A 23,489-nucleotide genomic window follows, 5' to 3' on the forward strand; every position below is an offset into this window, starting at 1 on the left:
AAATCCTTTTTTTGGATGTGGGAGGTTGGCCTCAGCCGTTTTTCGGTTTCGGCGTGATTTGCGTTTTCGCGTCTTTGGCCTTGGTCGCGTCCGGCAATTCGCCAGTCCATTCCCAAGCCTGGGTCCCGGGTGGATTTTCGTACCAACCCGGATCTGAGTAATCGTCCGCCGAGATGCCCTCGCGGACCTTCACGACCGAGAACATGCCGCCCATTTCGATGGGGCCGTGCGGCCCCCAGCCGGTCATCATGGGAACGGTGTTCTCGGGGATGGGCATTTCCATTTCGCCCATGTCGGCCATGCCCTTGGTGCCCATGGGCATGTATTCCGGCTGCAGCTTCCTGATCTTCTCGGCGACCTTCGATTTATCCGCACCGATGAAGGTCGGGATGTCGTGACCCATGGCGTTCATCGTGTGGTGCGACTTGTGGCAATGGATCGCCCAGTCGCCGAGATACTTGGCGTCGAACTCGTAAGCACGCATCGCGCCGACCGGGATGTCGATGCTGACCTCCGGCCACCGCGCTTCCGGCCGTACCCAGCCGCCGTCGGTACAGGTTACCTCGAAATCGTAGCCGTGCATGTGGATCGGATGGTTCGTCATGGTGAGGTTGCCGACCCGCACCCGCACCCTGTCGTTCTTCGACACGACGAGAGGGCTGATGTCCGGAAACAAGCGGCTGTTCCAGCACCACATGTTGAAGTCGGTCATCTCCATGATCCGCGGCACATAGGAGCCGGGATCGATGTCGTAGGCGTTGAGCAGGAAGACGAAGTCGCGATCGACGCGCATGAACGTCGGATCCTTGGGATGGACGACGAAGAAGCCCATCATGCCCATGGCCATCTGCACCATCTCGTCGGAATGCGGGTGGTACATGAAGGTGCCGGATTTCACGAGGTCGAACTCGTAGACGTAGGTCTTGCCGACCGGAATGTGCGGCTGCGTCAGCCCGCCGACGCCGTCCATGCCCGATGGCACGAGCATCCCGTGCCAGTGGATCGTCGTGTGCTCCGGCAGCTTGTTCGTCACGAAGATGCGGACGCGGTCGCCTTCGACCGCCTCGATGGTCGGCCCCGGAGACTGTCCGTTGTAGCCCCAGAGATAGGCGGTCATGCCGTCGGCCATCTCGCGCTCGACTGGTTCGGCGACGAGGTGAAACTCCTTGACGCCGTTGTTCATCCTGTGGGGCAGGGTCCAGCCATTGAGGGTGACCACCGGCTGATAGTCCGGACCTGAGGCCGGGTGGAGTGGCGGCTGCATGTCCGCCGATTCCATTGTCGGTGCGTCGGGCAGCCCCATCGCCGACGTCTTCGTCCAGGCGGCTGCGGTGAGCAGAGTGGCGCTGGCTCCAAAAAGTTGTCGTCTGTTGAACATGATGTGTCCCTTCTTAATGACCGCCGCCAGCGCTGCCTTCGGAAGCAGCGGCGACCTCGGTCTCTGCCGACACCTTCGTCGCGCCGCCGCCGTAGATCGCAGGCGCGAGGTTGGCTTCGGCCAGCCAGAAGTCGCGCTTTGCGTTGACGGAGAGCAGGATGGAGTTGATCTTGTCACGGGTGTCGGTGAGCAGTTCGAACGTGTTCGAGATCATGCCGTTGTAGGTCAGCAGGGATTCTTCCTCGACCTTGGTGCGAAGTGGTACGACGTCGTTTTGGTAGTGCCGCGCGATATCGTAGTTCGAGCGGTAGGCTTCGTATGCCGATCTCGCCTCCGACCGGACATTGACGGCCTTCTCCGCCAGCAGATTCGCCGCCCGCATATATGCCACTTCAGCCTTGCGCATCCGGGCCTTGCCCGTATCGAAGATCGGGATTGCGAACTCCAGTTCGACCTGAGCGGTCGTCCTGGTCTTCTTCTCGTCGTCCTCGATTTCCCGTTCCGTTTCGAAGCCCGTCAGGATTTCGAGGTCGGTGACATAGCGCGTTGCTTCGGTCAGGCCATACGACCTGGCAGTGGCTTCGAGTTCGAGCTTTGCGACCTGGAGGTCTATCCGATTTCGGAGTGCTTCCGCCTCGATGGTGTCTCGCCTGGCGACGGACTTGGGTAGCGGGGGCAGGCCGTTGGGAACCTGGTAGTCGAGGTCAGTGCCCCAGAGGCCCATCAGCCGCGTCAACTCCTCCTTGGCGAGACGGGCCGCCAGCCGGGCCTTCGCTGTCTCTCCGGCGAGTTCAGCAACAAACACATGTTCGCGGGCCTGGGCGCCCTTGGTCATCGCACCGGTCTCGCCCAGCTTCTCCGCGAGCTCGGAAGCGGCGTCCGCCGCCGCCTGCGCACGCTGGAGCTGCGCGACGTTCTCCCAGGCCGCGACCGCGCCGATCCAGGCCCGCCGGGTGTCGGCAGCGACCTGAAGCGTCTTCACGGCCGCGGTCAGTTGCGACTGCCGAAAGCGAGTGTCGGCGATCGCGATATCCCTGTTCCTCGTGGCGAGCGCCAGGATGTTCGTCGTGATCATTCCCTCGATCGTCTTGAACGCCCCCAGCTCCGGCGTCCCCATGCCGGTCGTGCCGATGGAGACGGTTGGGTTGAGGAACATCGTCGACTGCCAGGCGTCGGCGGCGCTGTCGCCAAGATCGGCGTAGGCGGCCTGCAGACCCTTGTTGTTGAGCAGCGCGATCTGGACGGACGTTTCGACGTCGAGGGTCTTCCTTCGCGCGACCAGACTTCTGACCTGCGCGGCCGCCGACCGGGCTTGGTTCTGGTTCTGGATCCAGACGGTCTCTTTCGCCGTGACAGTGGCGGTCTTGTTGAAAACGGCGGTGAAGCCCGCTTCCTTGCTGGAATAATCGGCGTCTGTGGCGCAGCCGCTCAACACCAGCGGGAATATCAGCGCCACCATTGTTCTTCTTGGCTCGATCATGAGGCGTCTCCATTCGCTGGAGACTGCAGATCGTTCTGTCTACGCCAGGGCTTGGGATCGACGGTCTGCCTGGTGACGGAGCCGGAGATCGGCGACCGGTATGCGGCCGGGCGCGCGGACGGCTGTTCGACCGCTGCGGGGGACGCCACCACGTCGGGAGGAAGCGTGGATGCGCAGCCGCCGACAAGAAGCGGCAGCCCCACCACGAAGAGCGAGGGTTTCATTATGAAATTTCCGAATAAGAGATAACCTACGGTGCGCCCGCCCGAATGCGGGGCAGGCGACCGACTGGACCCGATCGAGCGGGCGCGTCTCTATTCAGATATTGGGGGGACGGTGGAGAGTCGGAAGTTCCCCAAGTGTCGTCCGGTCGTCAATAAATTCCCGGATGGAATTCACGATGGGTCCGCCGACGTCGGGACCTTCACAAATGATGCCAAGCCCGCCGCAGAAATCCTTGCAGCATTCCTGCTTGACCAGCTTCGATACGCCATCTGCATCATCACCGACGTCGCCCTGCGAATGGTCATGAGCAGCCATCTTCGTCATGTCATGGCCATCGTGATGCTGCATTGCATCGGACTCGGACAGTACCGCTGCCACCTCGGGGAAGGAGGAGCCATGCATCGCGGCGCTGGTGTTCGACAGCGAGTACCCTGCCAGTGATACGACGATCACCAGCCGCATCATCACGAGCAGCCTGCTCATTGCGATTCGGTACATCTTGCCCATGCTCCTCGAACTACATGCAAAGCAGATCGATTTCAATTGCGACTCATCTGTCGTCGATGTTCGCGTCCTTTATGTGGCACGGAACCGCCCGTCCCGTTCAGTCCTGGTGTTCTCAGCCATGAGCGGCCGCTGCGTCGTGCTGATATTCGCCACGTTACAGATCCTCGGCGGACCGCTTCCGGCGCGGGAACACCATCCGGTCGACTGTCTCGTCACGGACGACGAGCGTGTGCCAGATCGCCGCGGCGAGATGCAGCGCCACCATCGCCAGGATGATCTTCGACCCGACGACGTGGTACGGCGCGATCTCGAACCAGAAGTAGCTCGCGACAAATCCCATGCAGGCCTGTCCGATGATTGCGGCGTAGAAGGCGTGATGAAGCGTCGCGGCGGCTCGCCCGGTCCATGTGCCGGGCGCGCCGGTCTCGGGCGGGTGAAGGACACGAAGAGCCAGCCGCAGGCCCATCAGCAGGCCAATCGCCATTCCCGCGTAGTCGTGGAGCTGGTGCTGGACGACGTCCCAAGGCGATGGCGTCATCCCCATGTGGACGGCGTGGTGGGTTCTCTCGATGCTGCCGCCCGTCAGATACTGGACCGGCACCAGGAGGGCGATCAGCCAGTGAAGTCCTATCTGGGCTAGCGAATAACCAGGTTTCATCGATTTTTCCGAGCGCGAGGCGCAGACTAGCCGGCGATCGTTAATGCTTCCTCATCGGCCGTTGCCAAAACGCAAGGCCGCCACAGATCACTGGTACTGTGGAACATTGCCGCTGCCGCACAGTTCGGCGCCGGAAGGGAACCCAGCCTTATGAGACCTGAAAGCATCTTCCGGTACGCTCAGCTTTTGGTCGTCGCTCTCCTGGTGGCGGCGAATCCTTTCGGCATGGCCGCGGTGCCGAGCACCTTTCAAAACCAGCACTGTGCCGTCGTGGGGGAGCGTGATCACCATGCGCGGCATGCCTACGTCCCGCAAGCCGGGTGCTGTTCGGCGATGCACTGCTGTCCGATCCTTCCGGAACTTGCCAAGGTCGCGGCTCCGCGCTTTGAACCGGGGAAGCATGAAGCGACGCAGTCCGTCGACAGGCCGCTCCTGCTGATCCGTGCGATCGATCCGCCGCCCCGATTTCAGGCGGGCTGACACGGACCAAACAATCAAACAGATTTCGGAGATCGAAACATGAAGACGTTCACCAAGCTTGCCTTGTGCTCGGCAGTCGCCGCCTCCTTCGCAATCCTGCTGTCGGGCGCTTCCGCCCAGTCGACGATGGCCTATCCGGAGAAATGCAAGTCCGAAAGCATGAAGACCGACATGTCGAAGATGGACATGTCGGGCGGCATGCCGATGGGCGACATGACCGAGTACCAGAAGGCGTCGATGGACGGCATGAAGGACATGCACATGAACATGATGCAGGGGATGATGAAGAAGGACGCCGATGTCTCCTTCGTCTGCGGGATGATCGCCCACCACATGGGCGCGATCAGCATGTCGGAGGTCGAACTGAAGTACGGCGACAATGATGAGGCCAAGCAAATGGCCCAAAAGGTCATCGAAGCGCAGAAAAAGGAGATCGAAGAGATGTCCAAGTGGGTGGACAAGGAAGCCAAATAGGAGATTGAGCCATGCATCAGATGTCGACCGAGATGAAAGCCTGCATCAACAACTGCCTCGCCTGCTACAGCGAATGCCTGTCGATGGCCATGGGCCACTGCCTGGAACTGGGCGGCGAACATACCAAGCCTTCGCACTTCAAGCTGATGATGGCCTGCGCGGAGATCTGCCGGACCTCTGCGCACTTCATGCTGATCGGCTCGGAGCACCACAAGCATGTCTGCCGGGAATGCGCAGAAATCTGCGGCCAGTGCGCCGAAGACTGCGAGCGGGTGGGCGACATGCAAAGCTGCGTCGACGCCTGCCGCCGCTGCGCCGATAGCTGCAGCAAGATGGCCGCGTGATCGGGGAGGGCGGTCTCCGTCCGCCCTCTTCCTGCCCAGATGAGAACGGATATCCGGTAAAGCCGCGGATATCCGAAAGCAATTGGCATGGCTCGGTTTGGAACGCAGCGTTTATGAAACAGACCGCTTACATGAAGAAGGTTGGACTGCTCTCCATCGTGGGAGCAGTCCTGATGGCGGGGGTTCCGTCGCCAGCCGCGGAGGACCTCGTCTCCCGTCGACAGGCGGACATGAAGGCCATGGCCGCCGCGGCGAAGACGATCTCCGGCATGTTCAAGGATCCGGCGGCCTATAAGGCCAGCGAGTTCAAATGGGCGGCCGACACCATCCGTGACAAGTCCGGGAGCGTTCTCTCCGCACATTTCGCCTCCGAGGCCGCCAATCTGCAGTCGAAGGCCGGGCCGCATTCGAAGGCCAGGCCGAACATCCTCGAAGAGCGCGATCGGTTCGACCGTATCGCCAACGACCTGCGCGACTACGCCGTCGCACTGGATGCCGCCGCGCAGAACAACCCCGGGCCGATGACTGCCAGTATGCGCATGAAGCCCGGAGAGGCCATGGGCGGCGGTCCTTTCGGCACTCATGTCCGCAACGAGCAGGAGCTGCTGGCTATGCCGGCGGAACACGCGTTCCACCTCATGCTCCAGGCCTGCGCGACCTGCCACGCCAGGTTCAGGATGGAATAAGGGCGATCATGCGGGACCGGGAATGGCTCGCCTTGTTCAAGCGCCCGACCTTTCAAGCACGGCGTCATTCGCTTCAAACAGCCATGTTCGACGCTGCCGACATCACTTCCCGAGGGGCGGGACCGCCGAACATATGGCGGCCATCCTCCTCGACTTCCGTGAAACACCAGCGCACGACGCCATCTCGATCGAGCAGGAATTCGCCGACGAGTTGGCCGTGGCCGGTGGCGATCATCTGCTTGTCATCCTCGGTAAACTCATAGCCGTCCGCCTTGTCGAGGAAATCCGACGCCGCCATCGGGTCCATAGGCGCTGGAAGCTCGCCCGGCATGTCGATGCGCATCGACATCACCGTGTTCATGCTGACTTTGCGCGGCCACTCATTCTCATCTTCGGTGAACTGCAGATTCGGCAGGCCGAAGGCCCTGTGCGATACCCGTTCCGGGTCCGAGGCCGCCAGCAGATTGGGAAGCGGATGGTAGCGGAAATAAAGGCGGGCGCGCTCGATCGGCGTGTTGACGACGGTCAGGCTATCGATGCCCTTCTCCTGCAATGCGCCGGTGAGTTCGGCCATGGCGGCGATTTGCCGGCGGCAGAAGGGGCAATGTAATCCGCGGAACAACCCGACGAGCACCGGCTTTTGGCCGCGAAAATCGTCGATGGCGACCTTGCCCTGGCGGGTGATCGCATCCAGCACCACGTTCGGCGCGCGATCTCCCGGCTGCAATGGTCTTGCGGCGTGGTTCTCCTGCATGTTTCGTTCCTCCCTTTATGTTTTTGAATCGATTTGCCAAATCGATCTCCGCGATCATTGCAACGAGGACAGGTCAGTCGAGAAACGGCAAGACGACGAGCGTGCCTGGATCGAGGTTGTGGCGGATGCACACATCCTGCGCCAGCGTGAAATACCGTTCCGCCTCGTCCATGTCGTCATGCTCAAGGCTGAGTGTCGCCAAGCCATCATAGCACGGAAAGAGCAGTTGCGGTTCATCAATTTCCTTCGCAACCTCAAGGGCTTCCTCGTAATACTTATGAGCTAGCTTCGGCTGCCCGTGGCACTGATGAATCTGGCCCAGCACGATCAGCGGCACGGAGAGATGGTCGCGTTGATCAAGCGCCCGGTCGATTTCGACGGCCTTCTCCGCCGCCGGTACACCCTCGGCGGCGCAGCGATCGGTGAAGGTACAGCATGCAACCGCGAGGTTGGCGAGAAGGCGCGCCTGGAAGCTGAGATCGCCGATACGGGTCGCAACCTCCAGACCGCGCCGGCAGATTCTGATGGCGTTGGCAGGATCGACAATCGTGTAGAGAACACCGAGATTGGAATAGGCGCGACAGGCGGCACTTTGCAGATCTGCCTTTTCGGCAACCGAGAGGCTGCGCTCCACTTCCTGTACGGCCTCGCGGCGACGTCCGAGTCGCGCAAAGGCCGCACCCTTGGTATTCAGCGCCTCCGCCATCGCTCGCGCTGTCTCCCGTCCGGCCTCGGTCGTCCCGTCGATCGGCAGCGTCTGCAGGCATTGCAGCGCCTGCGTCGCCCACTCGGCGGCAGCGGCCTGATCCCCCATGCGGAAAGCCAGATGGCCGCGCTCCTGCAGGACATGGGCACGTTCGACCGGCGCATCGATCGTTGCGATCATCACTTCGGCTTCGGCCAAATGTGTCTCCGCTAGATCGCGGCGTCCTGCATCGAGATGCAAACGGCCGATCTTGCGCAATATCCTCGCCGCGGCGATAGGATCGTCTTTGGTGCGGTGGATCGCCAGCGCTCGCTGATAATGGTTCAAGGCGGCGTCGCGCAGGCCCGCCGGGCCGCAGAGATCGGCAAGACGCTCCAACAGCGCCAATTGCTCCGATGTCACCTCCGCCTCATTCGCGAAGGCCGCAAGGGCCTGACGGTAGAGGCGCATTGCGTCGTCATTGGCGTAGGCCTTGCGCGCCAGATCGCCCGCCGCCATCAGATAGGTAGCGCCCTTGGCCTTTTCGGTGGTCATGCTGAAGTGATGGCCGAGCTGCGCCAGATGCTCGGGCCGGTCGGGCGCCGCACCATATTGACGTTCCAGAACCCGGCCGATCCGTTGATGAAGCTCCATGCGCCGTTGCAGCAGGAGATTGTGATAGATGACGTCATGCATCAGTGTCTGGCTGAAGCGATAGCCCGGCGGCCCGCCGGCATCCGGCCCACGCAATTCCTCTATGATATTCGCATCGCAGAGATGATCCAATGCGGCATCGATGGCGGCTGGGTCGGTGGCGATGGTGCGGAGCAGGGCGGTATCGAATTTCGGGCCGACCACCGCCGCTTCTTGCGCCAGCCGTCTGATCTCCTGTGGCAGACGATCGACGCGGGCAAGCAACAGGGCTTGCAGGTTCACCGGTATATCGACATCCGTGTCTTCCGCTGCGACATGCCAGCGCTGGCCGTCATTGTGCAACGTGCCCATGTCGATCAGCACCCGAAGGATTTCTTCGATGAAAAGCGGATTGCCGCCGGCGCGGTCGAGGATGCGCTTGCGCATCGTCGCCGGCAACTTGGCATAGCTCTCGCCAAAAAATGCAGCAAGCAGCTTCTGCCCGTCGGCCGCAAGGAGTGGGGCAAGACGCTGCACGGTGACGCTGACACGATTGGAGTCCAGTGGGTCGGTCTGCGATGTCGGCCGGTAGACCGCAAGCAGCATCAACCGGCTGCGCTCCAGCCGGTCCATCATGAAGCGAAGCACTTCCAGCGAGGCAGCGTCCGCCCAGTGCAGATCCTCGATGACAAGCAGCAGGGGACCTTGCGCCAGCCGCCGCTCGAAGACGGTGCGGACGGCATAGAAGATCTGCCGCCGCAGCTGCTCCGGCTCGATGTGCCGCAACGCGCCATCGGGATCGCCGAGGCCGAGGACATGCAGAAAGAGCGGCAAAAGTCCCTCGACCTCCTCCTGCGTCAGATCGAGCGCGCGGAACCCCGTTGCCAGCAACTGCCGCGCCCTGTCGAGATCGTCTCGCTCGCCGATGCCATAGGCGCTGCGCACGACCGCGCCGAGCGTTCCATAGGATTGTTCGCCGAGGGGAGAGCAGGTCGCTTTGCGGATGGCGAGGCCTTGGAAACGGGCGGCATTGCTGGCTATCGCGACGAATTCATTGACCAGCCGCGACTTGCCGATGCCCGCTTCGCCGATCAGTCGGACAAGCTGCGCAGCACCACCGCAGGCAAGATCGAGGCATGTCAGCAACCGCGACATTTCCGCATCCCGTCCGATCATCGGCGCCTGAAGGCCGAGACTCTCGAGCCCGCGCGCCGTATGCGGCGCTTCCGACAGCCCCGTCAGCCGATGGACAAGGACGTTTCCGCTTTTGCCGCGCAACGCCTGCGCACCGAGACTCTCGAAGGCAAAGGCATGGCGGGTGAGGCGATAGGTCAGCGGCCCGACAAGGATATCGTTTTCGCCGGCCATGGATTGCAGCCGTTGGGCGGTGTTCACGGTGTCGCCGGTCACCGAATAGGATTTTGCACTGACCGCGCCGAAGCCGCCAGTGACGACAGGGCCGCTATTGATGCCGATATGCAGACGCAGCGGCACGCCGGCGCGGGCGTGCCAGCGCTCGCCGACCTGTGTCGCCCGACCGATCATATCGAGTGCGGCACCGAGCGCCCGGACCGGATCGTCCTCATGAGCGACCGGCGCGCCGAACAGCGCCAGTAGCGCATCGCCGACGAACTTGTCGACGAAGCCGCCATAAGCCTCGACCGCCTGGGTCATCTCTTCGAACAATTCGTTCTGCAGCACCCGCATGACTTCGGGGTCGATCTGCTCGCTCAGCGTCGTGAAGCCGCAGAGATCGGCGAAGAGCACGGTTACCGGCCGCCGGTCGGCGTCGCCCTCCGATTTAGACAGTGCCGTCTCGATCTTAGGCTTCGTTGCGGGTTGGACTTTACCGGAAATCGGCGCGCCACATTGGGGGCAGAAGGCAAAATCGGGCTGACAGGGATTGCCGCAGGCGGCGCAGGAAAGCGGCTGCCTTGCGCCGCATCGCGGACAGAAAGCAAAACCGCTTTGAATATCGAAACCGCAGCCGGCACACTCCATCGCATGCGTCTCACGAAAGCCCAAACTGTTACGGCTATTTCAGCCGCAATCAGCGGGCCTCAAAACAGGGACAAGCATGAACCTGCTGTCCCAGGCCCGCAAGCGCTAAACAAGCGGCGGACCGACGATGATGATCTTGTTCAAATGATGCCTGAGAAAGCCAGGCTGCCGAGCGGGTTCGAAAGACCATATCGCAATCCAATTCTTTGTGATGAATATTGACAATATATGCTACGCTTCCCACGATAGAAGAGGAGCAAAAGGGTAAGCCGATGGCATCAGGCAGCATTCATGTGAAGGTCAGCGGCGCGCTGCAAGACCACATTCAACAGCAGATCGGTGACGACGGTCTCTATGAGAATGCGAGCGAGTACATTCGCGCCCTGATCCGACGCGATTTGCAAACGCGCGACGAGGCATGGGATGGCCTGCAAAAGGAACTTGCACCTGCGATGCGTGCCGACGACAGCGAGTTTGTCGCCGTTTCCGCTGAAGACGTTATCCGCCGCAACAAGCGCCGCTGAGCATGGCAGCTTATCGGTTTTATCCACGCGCTGACGCCGCGCAAGACAAGATTTGGCGCGACACTTTCGAGGCGTGGGGAGAAAAGCAGGCAGATGCGTACATTCTCGGGCTGCATGTTTATTTGCAGCGTTTATGCGAAGATCGGCTGATCTGGCGACAGCTTCCGCAACGTCTGGCGGTTCCCGCAGACATCAGGCGTCGGGCCTATTTCAGCCGCTATGAGCATCACTACCTGTTCTTTCGTGAGCTTGAGAACGGTGATCTCGGCGTCATGAGCATTCTTCACGAACGGATGGATTTACCGGTGCGGCTTAAAGAGGACTTGGCCGCGCTTTCAAACAAAGGGTCATGACACAGGATCTTTGATCGGAGGGCGGGTATCTGGAATTTCTCGGGCAGCAATTCGGCGTGTCTGCGGGCTGGAGAAAATCGATCCCATCGAACGGTACAAAGACATGATCGAGACGCCAGTCTCGATCATGAGGTCCTTGGCCAGCATCGACGATGACTGCGGTTCGCAGGATCGCACGGCTTGCTTTTGGCGTGTTCGATCACCGGCCCTTACTGCCGAAGGGTGCCGGCGAACCTCGCAACCCGGCAGTGAAGGAGCACTGGCCGGTCCGCGTCGATCATCTCCTCGATCCTGGCGTCGAGTTCGCTCGGGCTCTCGCAACGAAGGCCGACGCCGCCATAGGCTTCCGCGAGCTTGGTGAAATCGGGCAGTGAGGCCGAATAAGAGCGCGCTCGACTGTTGCCATCCGGCATGGGATCCCATTCTTGCGCCATGCCCGGATGCTCATCGCTCAAGACGAAAATCTTGATCGGCGCTTGATGCTGTATGGCCGTCGACAGCTCTTTCATCGTCGTTTGCACCGACGCGTCGCCGGCAATGTCGATGACAAGGCGCCCGGGATGTGCGAGTTGCGCGCCCAGCGCGGCAGGAAGGCCGAAGCCCATCGTCCCCAATCCCCCCGAGGTAATCCAGCGATTGGGTTTGTCGAAGCCGAAGAACTGCGCCACCGACATCTGCTGACCGATCTCCGTGGCGATGATGGGGTCGTGCGGCTTTGTCAGTGCATGCAGGCGCTCCAGGGCATGTTGCGGCATGATTGCATGGTCCAGCCGCCGGTAGGAAAACGAATGGTAGGTTCGCCAATGATCGATCTGCAACCACCACGCCCGCAACCGCTTCTGGTCGGGCATAATGGAGAGCAACCGCCAGGCATGGATCATATCCGCCAGCACATGCGCGGCGTCGCCTTGAATGCCGATATCGACGGGAACGCGTTTGTTGATCGACGAGGCATCTATATCGATCTGGATCTTCTTTGAACGAGGCGAAAACTCATGGACGCGCGAGATCGCAAGATCGTCAAACCGCGCGCCGATGGCGACCATCAGATCGCAATCGCCAATTGCCATATTGGCTTCGTGCGATCCGTCCTGTCCGGCGACCCGTAGCCAGTTCGGCCCGGTAGCCGGATAGGCCCCAAGCCCCATGATGGTGGAAGTTACGGGAAAGCCGGTGAGGTCGACGAACTCACGCAACAATCTGGACGCCTCCGGTCCGGCGTTGATGATGCCGCCGCCGGTATAGATGATGGGCCGTCGGGCTTCGGCCATCAATGCGACAGCTGCCCGGATCGCGTTCTGATCGCCATGCATTGCCGGCTGATAGCTCGGCAGCGGAGCTACCTTGTCAGGTGCGACGTAGGTTCCGCTGGCAAACAGCACGTCCTTCGGCATGTCGACGAGAACAGGGCCGGGCCGACCGGCCGCCGCGATCCGGAAAGCCAGGTGGATCGTTTTGGCCAGATCGTTGACGTGTTTGACCAGGAAATTGTGCTTCGTGCAGGGACGAGTGATGCCGACCGTATCGCATTCCTGAAAAGCATCCGTGCCGATCAGACTAGTCGGCACCTGGCCAGCGAGGCAGACGATCGGAATGGAGTCCATAAGGGCATTCTGCAGTGCGGTAACCGCATTTGTAACGCCCGGTCCCGATGTCACCAGCATGACGCCAACTCTTCCGGTCGAGCGGGCATAGCCTTCGGCCGCGTGTCCGGCGCCTTGTTCATGGCGTACCAGGAAATGTTTGATGTCCTCCTGTTGGAAGACTTCGTCATAGATCGGCAGCACCGCTGCGCCGGGGTAACCGAAAATGTGTTCGACACTATTGTCGCGCAGCGCTTGCAGAACGATCTCGCCGCCGTTCATGCGACGATCAGAAGGGTTAAGGGAAGAGTTGGCTTTCTCGCCGGTCATATCTGGGTTCCGTCGTGAGTGAGGTGATGGGTGCGACGGGGCATAAAAAAAGGCCCCGTCAGGGACCAGTTTTCGGCGCATGGGTGGCTATTGCCGGACGATCAGACCGTCCTGCCCATGCGCGATATCACCACTACGAGAACCATTGCGATTTTCATGGGCGCTAGAGCTAGCTCCAAATCTACACGTCGTCAACGTCGTCTCTGCGCAGATCGTATCTGTGGTTGGGATAATTTGAGATCGGGGGTTCGGTCAGTGACGACGCAAGGGCAGGGCGATCCGTTCGCCAGCCTATCGACCAAAGGCAAGCTCTGCCCGTTCTATCGCTGGGGAAGCGATTTCGACCACTTCCTCCAATGTGCGCCGGTCAGGGGTTCCGAGCGAGTTGGGCTCCACTCAGTGGATGAGTGGCCCGGCGCGAACGCTATGGCGACGTATATGCGCCATCGAGGATCTGCCGCGCCTCGGCCCGCGGCGCGGCGACGGAATGACGCTTGACGAGCGAGCATTCGAGCTTCGCAATGGGATAGCGCTTGCCGGGCGTATTTTCCGGGTTGAGATGTTCGATTGCCCATTGCCCCATGGCAAGATGTGGAAGGACCGACGTCGTCAGAGGGGGTACGAGATGTCGCGCAATTTCTTCGTCGTCATAACCCACCACCGACATGTCCTGGGGAATGCGAAGCCCTGCGTCCTTGAGCGCTTCGTAACACCCGATGGCAGTGCGGTCGTTCTGGCAGAAGATCGCGGTGGGCGGCTCTTTCAGAGCAAGCAGTTTCATCGTGGAGGCATAGCCGGCACCGGCCGACCAGTCGCCTTCAATAACCAATTCCGGATCGAAAGGTATATCGGCGGTCGCTAGCGCGCGGCGATATCCCGTCAGCCGGTCCTGCGCCGCCTGCATCCAGATTTCGCCGGTGATCGTCGCGATACGATGGTGTCCGTGCATGATCAGATGGCGGGTGGAGCTCTGCCCCCCCGCGATCTCGCTCGGCACCACGGCGGGAAAGGCATGGTCCGCCGTATAACAGTTCAGCAGGACCGTCGGGATATTAAGCTTGCGGACATAGGAAGGAAGCTCCACCTGGCGGGTATAGATTGTCATATATATGAGCGCCGATATGCCTCCGCTCGTCAACGCCTCGATTGCTTTCGGCTCCATCACGGGATCACTGAGCGTTTGGGCTACCAGAAGGACATTGCCGGCGTTCCAGGAGGCTTGCCGCGCGCCTTCGATCGCAACGATCGCTTCCGGGCTGGTGGCCAGTTGATCCACGGCGAAACCGATGACGTTGTCCAGTCCCGAATAAGAGGCCTTCGTCGTATAGGTCTTCTCCATATAGCCGAGCGCGCGCGCCGCCTCCAATACGCGATCACGCGTCTGCTGTGAGATGCGGGTGCCGGGTGTGTCGTTGAGGACGAAGGAGACGGCCGCCTGCGAGCAGCCAGCCGCCGCCGCGATGTCCATCATCGTCACGCGCACAGGCTTATTTTCGGTCTTGGGCTTTCGCATTCGTGGAAACTGTCTCTGCTTGGGATAACCGTTCAGGGTTGTTGATCGTCGTTTTTGCTAATATATTAGCATCTATCTGAAAGCGCTGGCAATTGCATGAATTGTTGCAACACTATCGATTGTTGGCAATGCCAGTACAAAATTACCATCCCAGCCATTGCCCGATGAAATGTTTTGATCTGCATTGATAATACTATTTACTAATTAAATTTCTTGTATACCGTCAGGGAGCGATCGGAACCTATGCCACTCGTCGCTTTGCGACGGCCCTGGGAGGGGGCGCGCATCCGGCCGGCCGTAAATCGGAAACGGGCCCGTGCAACTGCGGCCCCTCGGGAGGTGTATTATGAAACAGCTGAAACGCAATGCAGCCTTGTTTTTCGCCGGGTTGATGCTGAGCGCGGCGCCGATTGCCGTATCGCATGCTGCCGACAAGCCGACACTCGCATTTGTCGTCAACGGTGCATCCGACTTCTGGAAAGCCGCAGAGGCGGGCGTGAAGAAGGCGCAGGGCGAGATGCCCGACTACCAGATGGAGCTGAAGTACCCTGAGCAGGCATCTGTCGCCGTTCAGCAACGGCTTATGGAAGACTTGGTCAGTGCCGGCGTCAAGGGGATCATGGTTTCCGCAGTCGATCCCAAGACCCAGACGGACGGCTTGAACAAGATCGGATCGCAGACTGCTCTCTTCACCACAGATAGCGACGCGCCGCAGACCAACCGCGTCGCCTATATCGGCTCATCGAATATCGACGCCGGCATGCAGGCCGCCGAAATCGCCAAGAAAGCGATGCCGGACGGCGGCAAATGCATCGGCTTCGTTGGCCTGCTCGGCGCCGACAATGCCAAGGAACGCATCCAGGGCATGAAGGACGGCCTGAAGGGCACGAAGATCGAGCTGACAGATGTACGCGGCGACGATATCGACCAGACCCGCGCAAAGAAGAACGTCGAGGACGCGCTGGTGGCCAGCCCCGACGTCACCTGCATGGTCGGTTTCTACTCCTACAATACGCCGCGCATCTATGAGGCGTTGCGCGACGCCGGCAAACTCGGCCAGATCACCGTCGTCGGCTTTGATGACGATCCGATCACGCTCGGCGGCGTCAAGGAAGGCACGGTCGCAGCGACCGTCGTGCAACAGCCGTTCGAATGGGCCTATCAGGGCATGATGCTGATGGCGGCCTACCTCAAGGGCGACAAGTCAGGCGTTCCTAGCAACGGCTTGATCATCATACCGACGGTAATCATCGGCAAGGATGACGTTGACAAATATGCCGCCAGCCTGAAGGCCATGGCTGGAAAATAACTCTCCGTCGCGGCGGCGGCACTCGCCGCTGCCGCGAGGGACGTCCCATGCCGACAGCATTAGCAGCTATGGACAGGCGATGAACCACAGCTCCGACTTCCCGTCACCGGACGCGCTTGCAACGCCGTTCCTTTCGCTTTCCGGCGTTGGCAAGACCTATCCGGGCGTCGTTGCGCTTGAGGGCCTGTCGATCGACATCATACCGGGCGAGGTCATCGGCCTCGTCGGCGAGAACGGAGCTGGAAAATCGACGTTGATGAAGATTCTCGGCGGCGTGATAGCACCCGACCGAGGCGCGATTCTGCTCGACGGAGCAGAGCTTCGTTTCCTCACTGTGGAATCGAGCATCGCATCCGGCATCGCCTTCGTTCACCAAGAACTCAATCTCTTTGAGAATCTCGACGTTGCTGCCAATATCTTCCTGGGCCGCGAGCCGCTGAAGGCCGGACCTTTCAAGCTCGTCGATCGCAATCGGCTGCGAGACATGGTGAAGCCGCTCTTGAAGCGGGTAGGGGCTCATTTTTCCGCCGACACACCCGTGGCATCGCTTTCCCTTGCCGAGCAGCAGATGGTGGAAATCGCCAAGGCGCTGTCCATCAACGCCAGGCTCGTCATCTTCGATGAACCCACGTCCAGCCTGCCGCTGGCCGAAACCGAGCGTCTCCTGAGCATTATCAAATCACTGAAAGCCGATGGCATCAGTGTGGTTTTCATTTCGCATCGCCTCCACGAGGTTGAGCGCGTCGCAGACCGGGTCGTAGTCCTGCGCGACGGCACGCTTGTGGGCACGCTTGCCAAGAAAGACATCGGTCACGACCAGATGGTCAAGCTGATGATCGGCCGGGTGCTTGCGGCCCGGACCGCAAAACCGCAGCGCTCGCCCGGCTCGGTTGCGCTGAAGGCTAGCGGCGTGCGCACCGAGGCCTATCCCGGCCGTCCCGTTGATCTGGAAATCCGGTATGGAGAAATCATGGGACTTGCAGGGCTCGTGGGGTCGGGCCGCACCGAGCTTGCAAGGGTACTCTTCGGCATTGACCGTAGCTACGGCGGAGCCATTCTGCAGGACGGGCGGCAAATTGCGATCAGGTCTGCCCGGGACGCCGTTGCTCGTGGCATTTTCCTGGTACCGGAGGATCGCAAGCGCAACGGCATTCTTCTTGATTTCCCGATCGCCCAGAACATAACCCTTGCCGATCTCCCCAAGCTCTCCAGCCGCTTCATGCTTTCTGCCGAGCGGGAGAGGGCGGCGGCCGAAAAACAACGCGTTCGCCTCGGTATCAAGGCGCCTTCCGTTTCGTCGCGAACCGGCACTCTGTCCGGCGGCAACCAGCAGAAGGTGGTGCTTGCCAAATGGTTGTCGATGAGCCCGAAGGTGATGATCTTCGACGAGCCGACACGCGGCATCGATATCGGCGCGAAGAATGAGATCTACGGCCTGATGCGAGCGCTTGCCGATGCCGGCGTCGCAGTCCTGATGATCTCCAGCGACATGGAAGAGGTGATCGGCGTTTCCGACCGCATCGCCGTCATGCACGAGGGCCAGATCGCCGGCATTTTGGAAGAGGACGAAATCAGCCAGGAAAGCGTCCTTTTGCTTGCCGTCGGCAAAAGGGTAAAATAGCGGCTGCGGCCAATAGAAATAAGTATCGGGGATGGATTTCGAATGATCAAAAAAGATCTAGGACTGCTGCTTTTGATCGTCGTCGTCGGCATCGTCGTCGCCATCATCAACCCGCGTTTCCTGCTGCCGATCAACCTGGCCAACACTGCCAACCTGATCGGCCTGTTCGGCATCCTGTCGATCGGCCAAGCCTTTGTCATCATCACCGGCGGTATCGAGCTTTCCGTGGGTTCGCTCGTCGCACTTCTCGGCGTGCTGTTCGTCGATTTCATCGCGGTCCAGGATATGTCATGGATGCTGGCGCTGCCGCTCATTCTCGCGCTCGGCGCCGTCATCGGTGCCGTCCACGGCTGGCTGATCACCCGGCTCAACCTGCAACCCTTCGTCGTCACCCTCTGCGGCCTCCTGATCTATCGTGGGGCAGCGCGCTTCTATACGGCCGACGGAACGGCGGGCTTTGCTTTCGGCCAAAATTTCCCTGACCTCGAATTCCTGACCGCGGGACGGTTTTACGGCGTTCCCAACACCTTCACCGCACTCGTCATCATTGCCGTGGTCATGTGGGTCATGCTGCATCGCTCTGTCTTCGGGCGTTATCTTTACGCGATCGGGAAGAACGAGGAGGCGGCCCGCTATTCCGGTATCCGTACCGGCCGCATGGTGATGTCGGCCTATGTCATCTGCGGGCTGCTGACGGCGCTATCGGCAATTTATTTCGCCATGTACACGCGCTCGATCTCGCCGGCGAGCCATGGCCAGTTCTACGAACTCTACGCGATTGCCGCTGCCGTGCTCGGCGGCTTTTCGCTCCGCGGCGGCGAGGGATCGATCGTCGGCGTCGTGCTGGGAACGGTCCTGCTCCAGGAGTTGCAGAATCTCGTGAATCTCCTTGGTATACCCTCGTCGCTGAATTTCGCTGTCATGGGTGGCGTGATCCTCATCGGCGTCCTGATCGACCAACAATGGCACGCGATCCGCGCAAAGCGCCGCCTCGTCTTCGCCGCCCGACAGACCGAATCCCGTCTTTCGAAGGAAGGCAGTTTGCCAGCGGTTGCCAATCAGGACTAGGTCAGTGGATGGCGGCCATGCGTGTCGTGACCTTGCCCCGTTGAAATAATCCGATTTGCAAGATCAGATCGAGCGGGTGAGGGGCACTGCCGCTTTCACGGACATGAATCCGTGATCGGCCGCAAAGGAAAAGGCCTTTTTTTATGAGCGATAACGGACAAAAAATGCGAAGATATCTACTTAGCTTGATAAAAATCCTTATGATAAATGAGAAGAAATATGGATTTTATGCCATTCTATCCGGGCTTTTAATTTCCTTATTTGCGTGGATTCCTCTTGTAATTGTGGCGACAACTTTGACCTCTGAGTTCGCAATTGGGCCAGTGCTTGCGAATTTGTGTGTCATTCTTGTATTTTCGCCTGTTGTTATATTATTTTATGTTTCATTTGCTTTGTTAGTTGATGAGGTTTCCGGATATTTAACGAGGCGAACCGTGATTGGAAAAGAACATGGTTCTCTTAAACGCAAAATTCGGCAGATAGTGGGGTCGGAAAGAGATGCGTAAAGCAGACGGCAAAAGCAGAAACGGAACATCGTCACCTGCCAGGAAGCGATGAACGCCCGCGACGGCCGCTGGCTCATGACGGCCGGCCTCGTCCTTGTCCGCCAGAAGCCCGGCTCCGCCAAGGGCGTCATGTTCCTGACGATCGAGGACGAAACCGGCCCGGCGAATGTCGTCGTCTGGCCATCGCTTTTGGAAAAGAGACGCTGCGCTGTGCTCGGCTCGTCGATGATCGCGATCAACGGAAAGATTCAACGAGAAGGCGACGTCGTTCATCTGGTCGCTCAGCAGTTCTTCGATCTGAGCGGTGACCTATCGGGTTTGGCGGATCGCGGCATCGCGCCGGCCGAGTGGCTGGAAAACCCGCTTCTTGCGCTCGCGTCGCGAGACTCAGATGCCGGCCTCGGTCATCCATTGCCGCAGCGTCTCCTTGGCGACCGAGATCTAATGCGGCTCGATCAGCTTCTCGCGCGCCAGCGCCGGACCGAAATCCAGATAGCGTTCGCGGATGAGATCCAGCGCCGCATTGCGAAACTCCTCGCTATGGCGCCGATTGCTCGGCTGCGATCGCTTCTTGGAAACAAGGCCGGCTGGACCATCCAGGTCATAGGCCTGCAGCAGCCGATGGACCTGACTTCGACTGAGGTCGAGCAGTTCGGCAGCCTGGACAACGCTCAGGCGTTCGTCACGGATCTTCTGGATGACTTCGAGGCGATGCAACTCTTTCTGCGACATGGTGATCATAAAGGACATGACGACTCCGACCGCTCATGGTCTCGACCAGGCTGAAGATCGTCATCCTTGCTCCCGACGTTGGCTTTGACCAGTGCGTCGAGAGGCGAGACTGTCGCATCTCTAACTGGCCCAACTGTCGCATTACTAAATAGCCCTTACATACATATACCGCATAAGATAGATTATGGAACCACCGAATGCCTTTTGATTACAATGTCATACCTTCGTCATCCATCTCATGCACCCACTCTTTTAAAATCGGCCTGCTCGAATTTGCATCTTGACGATCCAGCACATCGACGAGTTCATCTGCGGACGTGCCCTCATGGAACAGCTGATCCCAGCCAGCAGACTCTTTCGAAACCCGTGTCTCGGACGACGCCCACTTGGTGACAACGTCCGGATCAGACTGTTGGGCATTGACGGGATTCGACGGAAAGCTCGCCGTTGCTACTCCTCAAGTGTCGGGATGGCTTTCGATGGTCTTTGCAGCTCCGAGGCGGCAGCGGTTGCCGCTGCATCGGCGGGACCGCCGGAAACATGGACGGTCGGCGTTGCAAACTGGATGCCTTTTTCTGCGAATGTCTTCTTGAGCATGGCGAGCGCCTTTCGGCGAACGCCGAACTGTTCGCCGGGTTTCGTCATGAACTTCAGCCGTATCTGCACACCATAATCCGCCATCTGCTCGATCCCCTGCATTTTCAAGGGCTCGATGATGTTGGGGCCGAGTTCGGCATCCTCCAGAAGCTCAACGCCGATGCGTTTAATGGTCTTACGGACCTCCTCAAGGTCGCTGTCATAATTCAGGGTGAGCGTGATGATGTCGATGACCCAGTCACGGCTGAGGTTTTGCACCGCTCCGAGTTCGCCGAAGGGAACGATGGTGACCGGACCGCGGTGATGGCGCAAGCGGATCGATCGCAGCGAGAAACCTTCGACCGTGCCTTTATATTTCGCCGCCTGGATGTATTCGCCGATGCGAAAGGCATCGTCGAACAGATAAAAGACGCCAGAGATGATGTCCTTGACGAGTGTTTGCGCACCGAAACCGACGGCTATACCGACGACGCCAGCGCCCGCCAGCAGTGGTCCGATCTGGATGCCAACGGCATCCAGGATCATCAGGAAGCCGACAGCGCCGATCGCCAGGAACAGCACATTGCGAAGAATGGGAAGGAGGGTATTCAACCGCTGACGCCGGCGCGAATCGGCTCCCTCGTGATGTCCCCCCTGCTCGCTTCGCGACGCCACCGCCATCTGGCTGTCGATCAGCGTACTTGCGAGCTTCCAGATAACGTCGGTCACCAGTAGCACGATAACAATGCGGATTCCTGCGCGGATCAAACGCGTGGCCACCGTTTCGGCTGCGGCGAGATCACTGAGATTGACATACCACGCGCGGGCAATGAGCAGCGCGGCGACCACAATGAGGCCGTTCCGCAGCGTTTGCATGATGACAACAGACCATCCGACGATAGCCGGATCTTCCACCGCCTGCTGGTCGCCGGATTGTATAATGCGACGAATGATATCATGAGCCACCGAAACGGTAAGCGGCAGCAGCGTGATGACGACCACTGTCCAGAATGCACCGCGGAGCCCGGATACCCATAGCAGCCACGATAGCAGGATGCTCGCGCTGAAGCCGACACAGACCAGCCGGCTCACGGGCGGCCCGTCGGAACGAAAATGCCGCAGCCAGATCATAACCATCAAAGCGATTGAAACGACGCCAAGCCAGGCTGCGGTAAAGAGGTCGACCAAGATCGGTGAAGCCCCGATCGTCCCGATCACTTCGATGGTGGCCCAGCCAGCCGCCAGCACTGCGACGATGCCGAGGAGCCAGTAGTACCAGAACCAGGCAAGCGAGGTGACAAGCGTCAGAAGCCGCATATGCGGCAGGCGGGCGCCTGGCGCGATGACAATGCGGCCCACAAGCACGCCAAGGCGCACCATCAGCGCGGCTGATAGCAGAATGAGCGCGATATCGCGAAACACGGCAGGCCATGGAAAGAGGATAAACGCGCCGAGGCTTCCGATCAGGTAACCGACCAAGGCGAGAAGACCCATGGAAAGCCGGGCGGCGTGGAGCTTGATCCGCTGCCGGATGGTGTCGGCAGGCGCGTTCAGCACAAAATGGAGCAGCCCTCGCCCCGACCACCAGGCAAGGCGCTGGGCAACGAACCCGCCTGCGACGAAGAGCACGACTGCCAAGATCAGCCCGACAGGTTCGATACGATCATCCGTTTGGAAGACCCGGATCGCCGACTGGATCTGCCCGGGCAGGGTCGGAACGGCATCGACGAGTGTGAGCAACCTCTGGCGCAAATCCTGTAGTGACGTGGCAATCGACGTCGGTGCAGCCTCTTGCGTGACTGCTACCGGCTGCGCCGGTTGCTGATTGCCGGGGACGATCCGATTGACCAGCGCTCGTCCGGAATCATCATTCGGCAATTCGATAATAACCCGGATTGGCGCCAAGGAATTGGTCGACTCAGCCGCCGAGGCGGGGTTTGCGCTCGCGAGCAGAAGCGTTGAAAATACCAGCGTCAGGAATGCGCACACTCTGCGGAGGCGATGACGGTCGTCGATGATGCGCATGTGGCCGTGGTCCCCGCGATGGTGTCGTCGCTTTTGCTGGGTTTGTCGAAACTTCGGACTTTGTGAAGCGTTGCACGACCAACGTCAATCGACGAACCGGTCTCGGGGACGCAGACTGCGAACCAAAGGCTAGAGCATGACGCCGAAAAGTGTGAGCGGTTTTCGGACGACATCATGCTCTAACTATATAATGTAGAACAGGATTCAGATTTTAGGCCGACCCGGCCTAAAATCATCCTGTTCTAGGCGGCGTCAAGACCGCAAGCTTCTGAAGGCCTCCCTGATCTCCTGACAGAAGAGTTCAGGCTCCTCCCAGGCAGCGAAGTGACCGCCCTATGCTCTAATCAAGCAGCTTGCGTATGGCCATGATCCCTTTTGCAGCATCCGACCAGGATTGACGCCAGATCAACACGCCGACGCTGAGGATGGTCGCAACAGCGAAGGGCATTGGCCCGAGAAACCAGAAAGCGGCCGCGAAGGTGAAGTAATAAGACCGGACGCCGACGCTGAACGATCGAAGTGCAGGGTTCAAAACCAGGGTCAGGGCGTTCGTCCAGCCGGCAATGTCCCTCTCCTCATCGCGGGATGGGCTGGCCCCGATCGCCGCCAGGCAATAGTTGATCTGCCGGACCGCCCAGATGAAATCGGATAGGCCCCGCAGCAGCGTCGCCATGATCAGGAGGACCTTGCACTGGAAAAAGCACGCGGGGTCCTGAGCCGCAAACATCGTGATCAGGCCACCCGATCCATAGTTCGGCTCCATGAACAGCGCGCCGCTCAGCCCGACGATGACGATGAGATTGGCGGAGCCGAAGAAGGACGCCGAATTGATCGTGTGCCCAAGGATCGCGGCGTCGCCGATGAAGTTATTGTCTCGCGTCAGGACCTCCCGCATCCAGGCGGCGCGAATGCGCACCATATCAACGGAAAGGCTGTCGTTCTTCCTCGGCCACCCCGCTGCCATCAAAGGCTCGACCGCCACCCAGACGAGAAGGAAGAAGACGATCGCCGCGACGTTCAGAAAATCCATGGTGCCCCTGAACT

21 protein-coding genes and 2 pseudogenes are annotated in these 23,489 nt (G+C 60.0%); 11 read left to right on the forward strand and 12 right to left on the reverse strand.

The window, feature by feature from the left end:
* Positions 1-31 precede the first annotated feature (31 nt).
* From ACIPSK_RS15125 to ACIPSK_RS15145, 5 genes are all read right to left on the reverse strand, one after another.
* The gene (locus ACIPSK_RS15125; RefSeq protein WP_222279522.1) at positions 32-1,378 is read right to left on the reverse strand and encodes a multicopper oxidase family protein; all 1,347 of its coding nucleotides are present in this window, start codon (positions 1,376-1,378) and stop codon (positions 32-34) included.
* A gap of 13 nt (positions 1,379-1,391) precedes the next feature.
* The gene (locus ACIPSK_RS15130; RefSeq protein ID WP_446532944.1) at positions 1,392-2,837 is read right to left on the reverse strand and encodes a TolC family protein; all 1,446 of its coding nucleotides are present in this window, start codon (positions 2,835-2,837) and stop codon (positions 1,392-1,394) included.
* Positions 2,838-2,854: 17 nt separating this feature from the next.
* The gene (locus ACIPSK_RS15135; RefSeq protein WP_162119662.1) at positions 2,855-3,082 is read right to left on the reverse strand and encodes a hypothetical protein; all 228 of its coding nucleotides are present in this window, start codon (positions 3,080-3,082) and stop codon (positions 2,855-2,857) included.
* A 94-nt stretch (positions 3,083-3,176) separates the two neighbouring features.
* Entirely contained in the window at positions 3,177-3,590 is a 414-nt protein-coding gene (locus ACIPSK_RS15140) for a hypothetical protein (protein ID WP_210254236.1), read from the reverse strand.
* Positions 3,591-3,744: 154 nt separating this feature from the next.
* Entirely contained in the window at positions 3,745-4,248 is a 504-nt protein-coding gene (locus tag ACIPSK_RS15145; RefSeq protein WP_162119664.1) for a cytochrome b, read from the reverse strand.
* Between the two features lie 150 nt (positions 4,249-4,398).
* Here ACIPSK_RS15145 and ACIPSK_RS15150 point away from each other — a divergent pair, with 150 nt between their 5' ends.
* The 4 genes from ACIPSK_RS15150 to ACIPSK_RS15165 all read left to right on the forward strand — a co-directional run bounded on the left by ACIPSK_RS15150 (position 4,399) and on the right by ACIPSK_RS15165 (position 6,232).
* Complete coding sequence (locus ACIPSK_RS15150) at positions 4,399-4,728, forward strand: hypothetical protein (protein ID WP_162119665.1); 330 nt, start codon at positions 4,399-4,401, stop codon at positions 4,726-4,728.
* Positions 4,729-4,767: 39 nt separating this feature from the next.
* Positions 4,768-5,202, forward strand: a complete 435-nt coding sequence (copM, locus tag ACIPSK_RS15155) for a CopM family metallochaperone (protein WP_162119666.1) — start codon at positions 4,768-4,770, stop codon at positions 5,200-5,202.
* An 11-nt stretch (positions 5,203-5,213) separates the two neighbouring features.
* A complete protein-coding gene (locus tag ACIPSK_RS15160) occupies positions 5,214-5,546 on the forward strand; it encodes a four-helix bundle copper-binding protein (protein ID WP_162119667.1) in 333 nt (110 codons plus the stop codon).
* 113 nt (positions 5,547-5,659) lie between these two features.
* Entirely contained in the window at positions 5,660-6,232 is a 573-nt protein-coding gene (locus tag ACIPSK_RS15165; protein WP_162119668.1) for a cytochrome c, read from the forward strand.
* Between the two features lie 73 nt (positions 6,233-6,305).
* On the opposite strand, the gene ACIPSK_RS15170 is transcribed toward ACIPSK_RS15165, so the two are convergent.
* Both ACIPSK_RS15170 and ACIPSK_RS15175 read right to left on the reverse strand, forming a co-directional pair.
* Positions 6,306-6,986 (reverse strand): peroxiredoxin-like family protein, encoded by a 681-nt coding sequence (locus ACIPSK_RS15170; protein WP_170255871.1) that lies wholly within the window; start codon positions 6,984-6,986, stop codon positions 6,306-6,308.
* A 73-nt stretch (positions 6,987-7,059) separates the two neighbouring features.
* On the reverse strand, positions 7,060-10,305 hold the full coding sequence (locus tag ACIPSK_RS15175; RefSeq protein ID WP_162117166.1) for an adenylate/guanylate cyclase domain-containing protein: 3,246 nt from the start codon (positions 10,303-10,305) through the stop codon (positions 7,060-7,062).
* Positions 10,306-10,577: 272 nt separating this feature from the next.
* On the opposite strand from ACIPSK_RS15175, the gene ACIPSK_RS15180 reads away from it, so the two are divergent.
* Positions 10,578-10,829, forward strand: a complete 252-nt coding sequence (locus ACIPSK_RS15180; protein ID WP_162117165.1) for a ribbon-helix-helix domain-containing protein — start codon at positions 10,578-10,580, stop codon at positions 10,827-10,829.
* A 2-nt stretch (positions 10,830-10,831) separates the two neighbouring features.
* Complete coding sequence (locus ACIPSK_RS15185; protein WP_162117164.1) at positions 10,832-11,182, forward strand: type II toxin-antitoxin system RelE/ParE family toxin; 351 nt, start codon at positions 10,832-10,834, stop codon at positions 11,180-11,182.
* A gap of 209 nt (positions 11,183-11,391) precedes the next feature.
* On the opposite strand, the gene ilvB is transcribed toward ACIPSK_RS15185, so the two are convergent.
* Both ilvB and ACIPSK_RS15195 read right to left on the reverse strand, forming a co-directional pair.
* On the reverse strand, positions 11,392-13,095 hold the full coding sequence (gene ilvB, locus ACIPSK_RS15190; protein ID WP_162117163.1) for a biosynthetic-type acetolactate synthase large subunit: 1,704 nt from the start codon (positions 13,093-13,095) through the stop codon (positions 11,392-11,394).
* Between the two features lie 424 nt (positions 13,096-13,519).
* Positions 13,520-14,608: a LacI family DNA-binding transcriptional regulator gene (locus ACIPSK_RS15195; RefSeq protein ID WP_162117162.1), complete on the reverse strand. Its 1,089-nt coding sequence runs from the start codon at positions 14,606-14,608 to the stop codon at positions 13,520-13,522.
* Between the two features lie 346 nt (positions 14,609-14,954).
* On the opposite strand from ACIPSK_RS15195, the gene ACIPSK_RS15200 reads away from it, so the two are divergent.
* The 5 genes and pseudogenes from ACIPSK_RS15200 to ACIPSK_RS15220 all read left to right on the forward strand — a co-directional run.
* A complete protein-coding gene (locus tag ACIPSK_RS15200; protein WP_162117161.1) occupies positions 14,955-15,917 on the forward strand; it encodes a sugar-binding protein in 963 nt (320 codons plus the stop codon).
* 79 nt (positions 15,918-15,996) lie between these two features.
* Complete coding sequence (locus tag ACIPSK_RS15205; RefSeq protein WP_162117160.1) at positions 15,997-17,538, forward strand: sugar ABC transporter ATP-binding protein; 1,542 nt, start codon at positions 15,997-15,999, stop codon at positions 17,536-17,538.
* A 42-nt stretch (positions 17,539-17,580) separates the two neighbouring features.
* A complete protein-coding gene (locus tag ACIPSK_RS15210) occupies positions 17,581-18,606 on the forward strand; it encodes an ABC transporter permease (RefSeq protein ID WP_162117159.1) in 1,026 nt (341 codons plus the stop codon).
* A gap of 143 nt (positions 18,607-18,749) precedes the next feature.
* Positions 18,750-19,112, forward strand: a complete 363-nt coding sequence (locus ACIPSK_RS15215; protein ID WP_162117033.1) for a hypothetical protein — start codon at positions 18,750-18,752, stop codon at positions 19,110-19,112.
* Between the two features lie 18 nt (positions 19,113-19,130).
* Positions 19,131-19,442, forward strand: a pseudogene (locus ACIPSK_RS15220) (OB-fold nucleic acid binding domain-containing protein); the annotation flags it as partial.
* Between the two features lie 60 nt (positions 19,443-19,502).
* Here the strand turns inward: ACIPSK_RS15220 and ACIPSK_RS15225 are convergent.
* The 3 genes and pseudogenes from ACIPSK_RS15225 to ACIPSK_RS15235 all read right to left on the reverse strand — a co-directional run.
* Positions 19,503-19,862 (reverse strand): annotated as a pseudogene (locus ACIPSK_RS15225) (helix-turn-helix domain-containing protein); the annotation flags it as partial.
* Positions 19,863-20,294: 432 nt separating this feature from the next.
* A complete protein-coding gene (locus ACIPSK_RS15230) occupies positions 20,295-22,445 on the reverse strand; it encodes a mechanosensitive ion channel family protein (protein ID WP_162117158.1) in 2,151 nt (716 codons plus the stop codon).
* Between the two features lie 340 nt (positions 22,446-22,785).
* Entirely contained in the window at positions 22,786-23,475 is a 690-nt protein-coding gene (locus ACIPSK_RS15235; protein ID WP_162117157.1) for a DUF599 domain-containing protein, read from the reverse strand.
* Positions 23,476-23,489: the final 14 nt, after the last annotated feature.

It is taken from the genome of Rhizobium sp. LARHSG275, assembly GCF_052871115.1.

Excerpts from the sequence above, each read along its gene's own strand:
- ACIPSK_RS15215 (WP_162117033.1), top strand. The coding sequence starts at position 18,750 with ATGAGCGATAACGGACAAAAAATGCGAAGATATCTACTTAGCTTGATA.
- ACIPSK_RS15195 (WP_162117162.1), bottom strand. The coding sequence starts at position 14,608 with ATGCGAAAGCCCAAGACCGAAAATAAGCCTGTGCGCGTGACGATGATG.
- ACIPSK_RS15180 (WP_162117165.1), top strand. The coding sequence starts at position 10,578 with ATGGCATCAGGCAGCATTCATGTGAAGGTCAGCGGCGCGCTGCAAGAC.
- ACIPSK_RS15135 (WP_162119662.1), bottom strand. The coding sequence starts at position 3,082 with ATGAAACCCTCGCTCTTCGTGGTGGGGCTGCCGCTTCTTGTCGGCGGC.
- ACIPSK_RS15145 (WP_162119664.1), bottom strand. The coding sequence starts at position 4,248 with ATGAAACCTGGTTATTCGCTAGCCCAGATAGGACTTCACTGGCTGATC.
- ACIPSK_RS15165 (WP_162119668.1), top strand. The coding sequence starts at position 5,660 with ATGAAACAGACCGCTTACATGAAGAAGGTTGGACTGCTCTCCATCGTG.
- ACIPSK_RS15235 (WP_162117157.1), bottom strand. The coding sequence starts at position 23,475 with ATGGATTTTCTGAACGTCGCGGCGATCGTCTTCTTCCTTCTCGTCTGG.
- copM (WP_162119666.1), top strand. The coding sequence starts at position 4,768 with ATGAAGACGTTCACCAAGCTTGCCTTGTGCTCGGCAGTCGCCGCCTCC.
- ACIPSK_RS15130 (WP_446532944.1), bottom strand. The coding sequence starts at position 2,837 with ATGGTGGCGCTGATATTCCCGCTGGTGTTGAGCGGCTGCGCCACAGAC.
- ACIPSK_RS15175 (WP_162117166.1), bottom strand. The coding sequence starts at position 10,305 with ATGGAGTGTGCCGGCTGCGGTTTCGATATTCAAAGCGGTTTTGCTTTC.
- ACIPSK_RS15170 (WP_170255871.1), bottom strand. The coding sequence starts at position 6,986 with ATGCAGGAGAACCACGCCGCAAGACCATTGCAGCCGGGAGATCGCGCG.
- ACIPSK_RS15185 (WP_162117164.1), top strand. The coding sequence starts at position 10,832 with ATGGCAGCTTATCGGTTTTATCCACGCGCTGACGCCGCGCAAGACAAG.
- ACIPSK_RS15160 (WP_162119667.1), top strand. The coding sequence starts at position 5,214 with ATGCATCAGATGTCGACCGAGATGAAAGCCTGCATCAACAACTGCCTC.
- ACIPSK_RS15230 (WP_162117158.1), bottom strand. The coding sequence starts at position 22,445 with ATGCGCATCATCGACGACCGTCATCGCCTCCGCAGAGTGTGCGCATTC.
- ACIPSK_RS15210 (WP_162117159.1), top strand. The coding sequence starts at position 17,581 with ATGATCAAAAAAGATCTAGGACTGCTGCTTTTGATCGTCGTCGTCGGC.
- ACIPSK_RS15150 (WP_162119665.1), top strand. The coding sequence starts at position 4,399 with ATGAGACCTGAAAGCATCTTCCGGTACGCTCAGCTTTTGGTCGTCGCT.
- ACIPSK_RS15205 (WP_162117160.1), top strand. The coding sequence starts at position 15,997 with ATGAACCACAGCTCCGACTTCCCGTCACCGGACGCGCTTGCAACGCCG.
- ilvB (WP_162117163.1), bottom strand. The coding sequence starts at position 13,095 with ATGACCGGCGAGAAAGCCAACTCTTCCCTTAACCCTTCTGATCGTCGC.
- ACIPSK_RS15125 (WP_222279522.1), bottom strand. The coding sequence starts at position 1,378 with ATGTTCAACAGACGACAACTTTTTGGAGCCAGCGCCACTCTGCTCACC.
- ACIPSK_RS15140 (WP_210254236.1), bottom strand. The coding sequence starts at position 3,590 with ATGGGCAAGATGTACCGAATCGCAATGAGCAGGCTGCTCGTGATGATG.
- ACIPSK_RS15200 (WP_162117161.1), top strand. The coding sequence starts at position 14,955 with ATGAAACAGCTGAAACGCAATGCAGCCTTGTTTTTCGCCGGGTTGATG.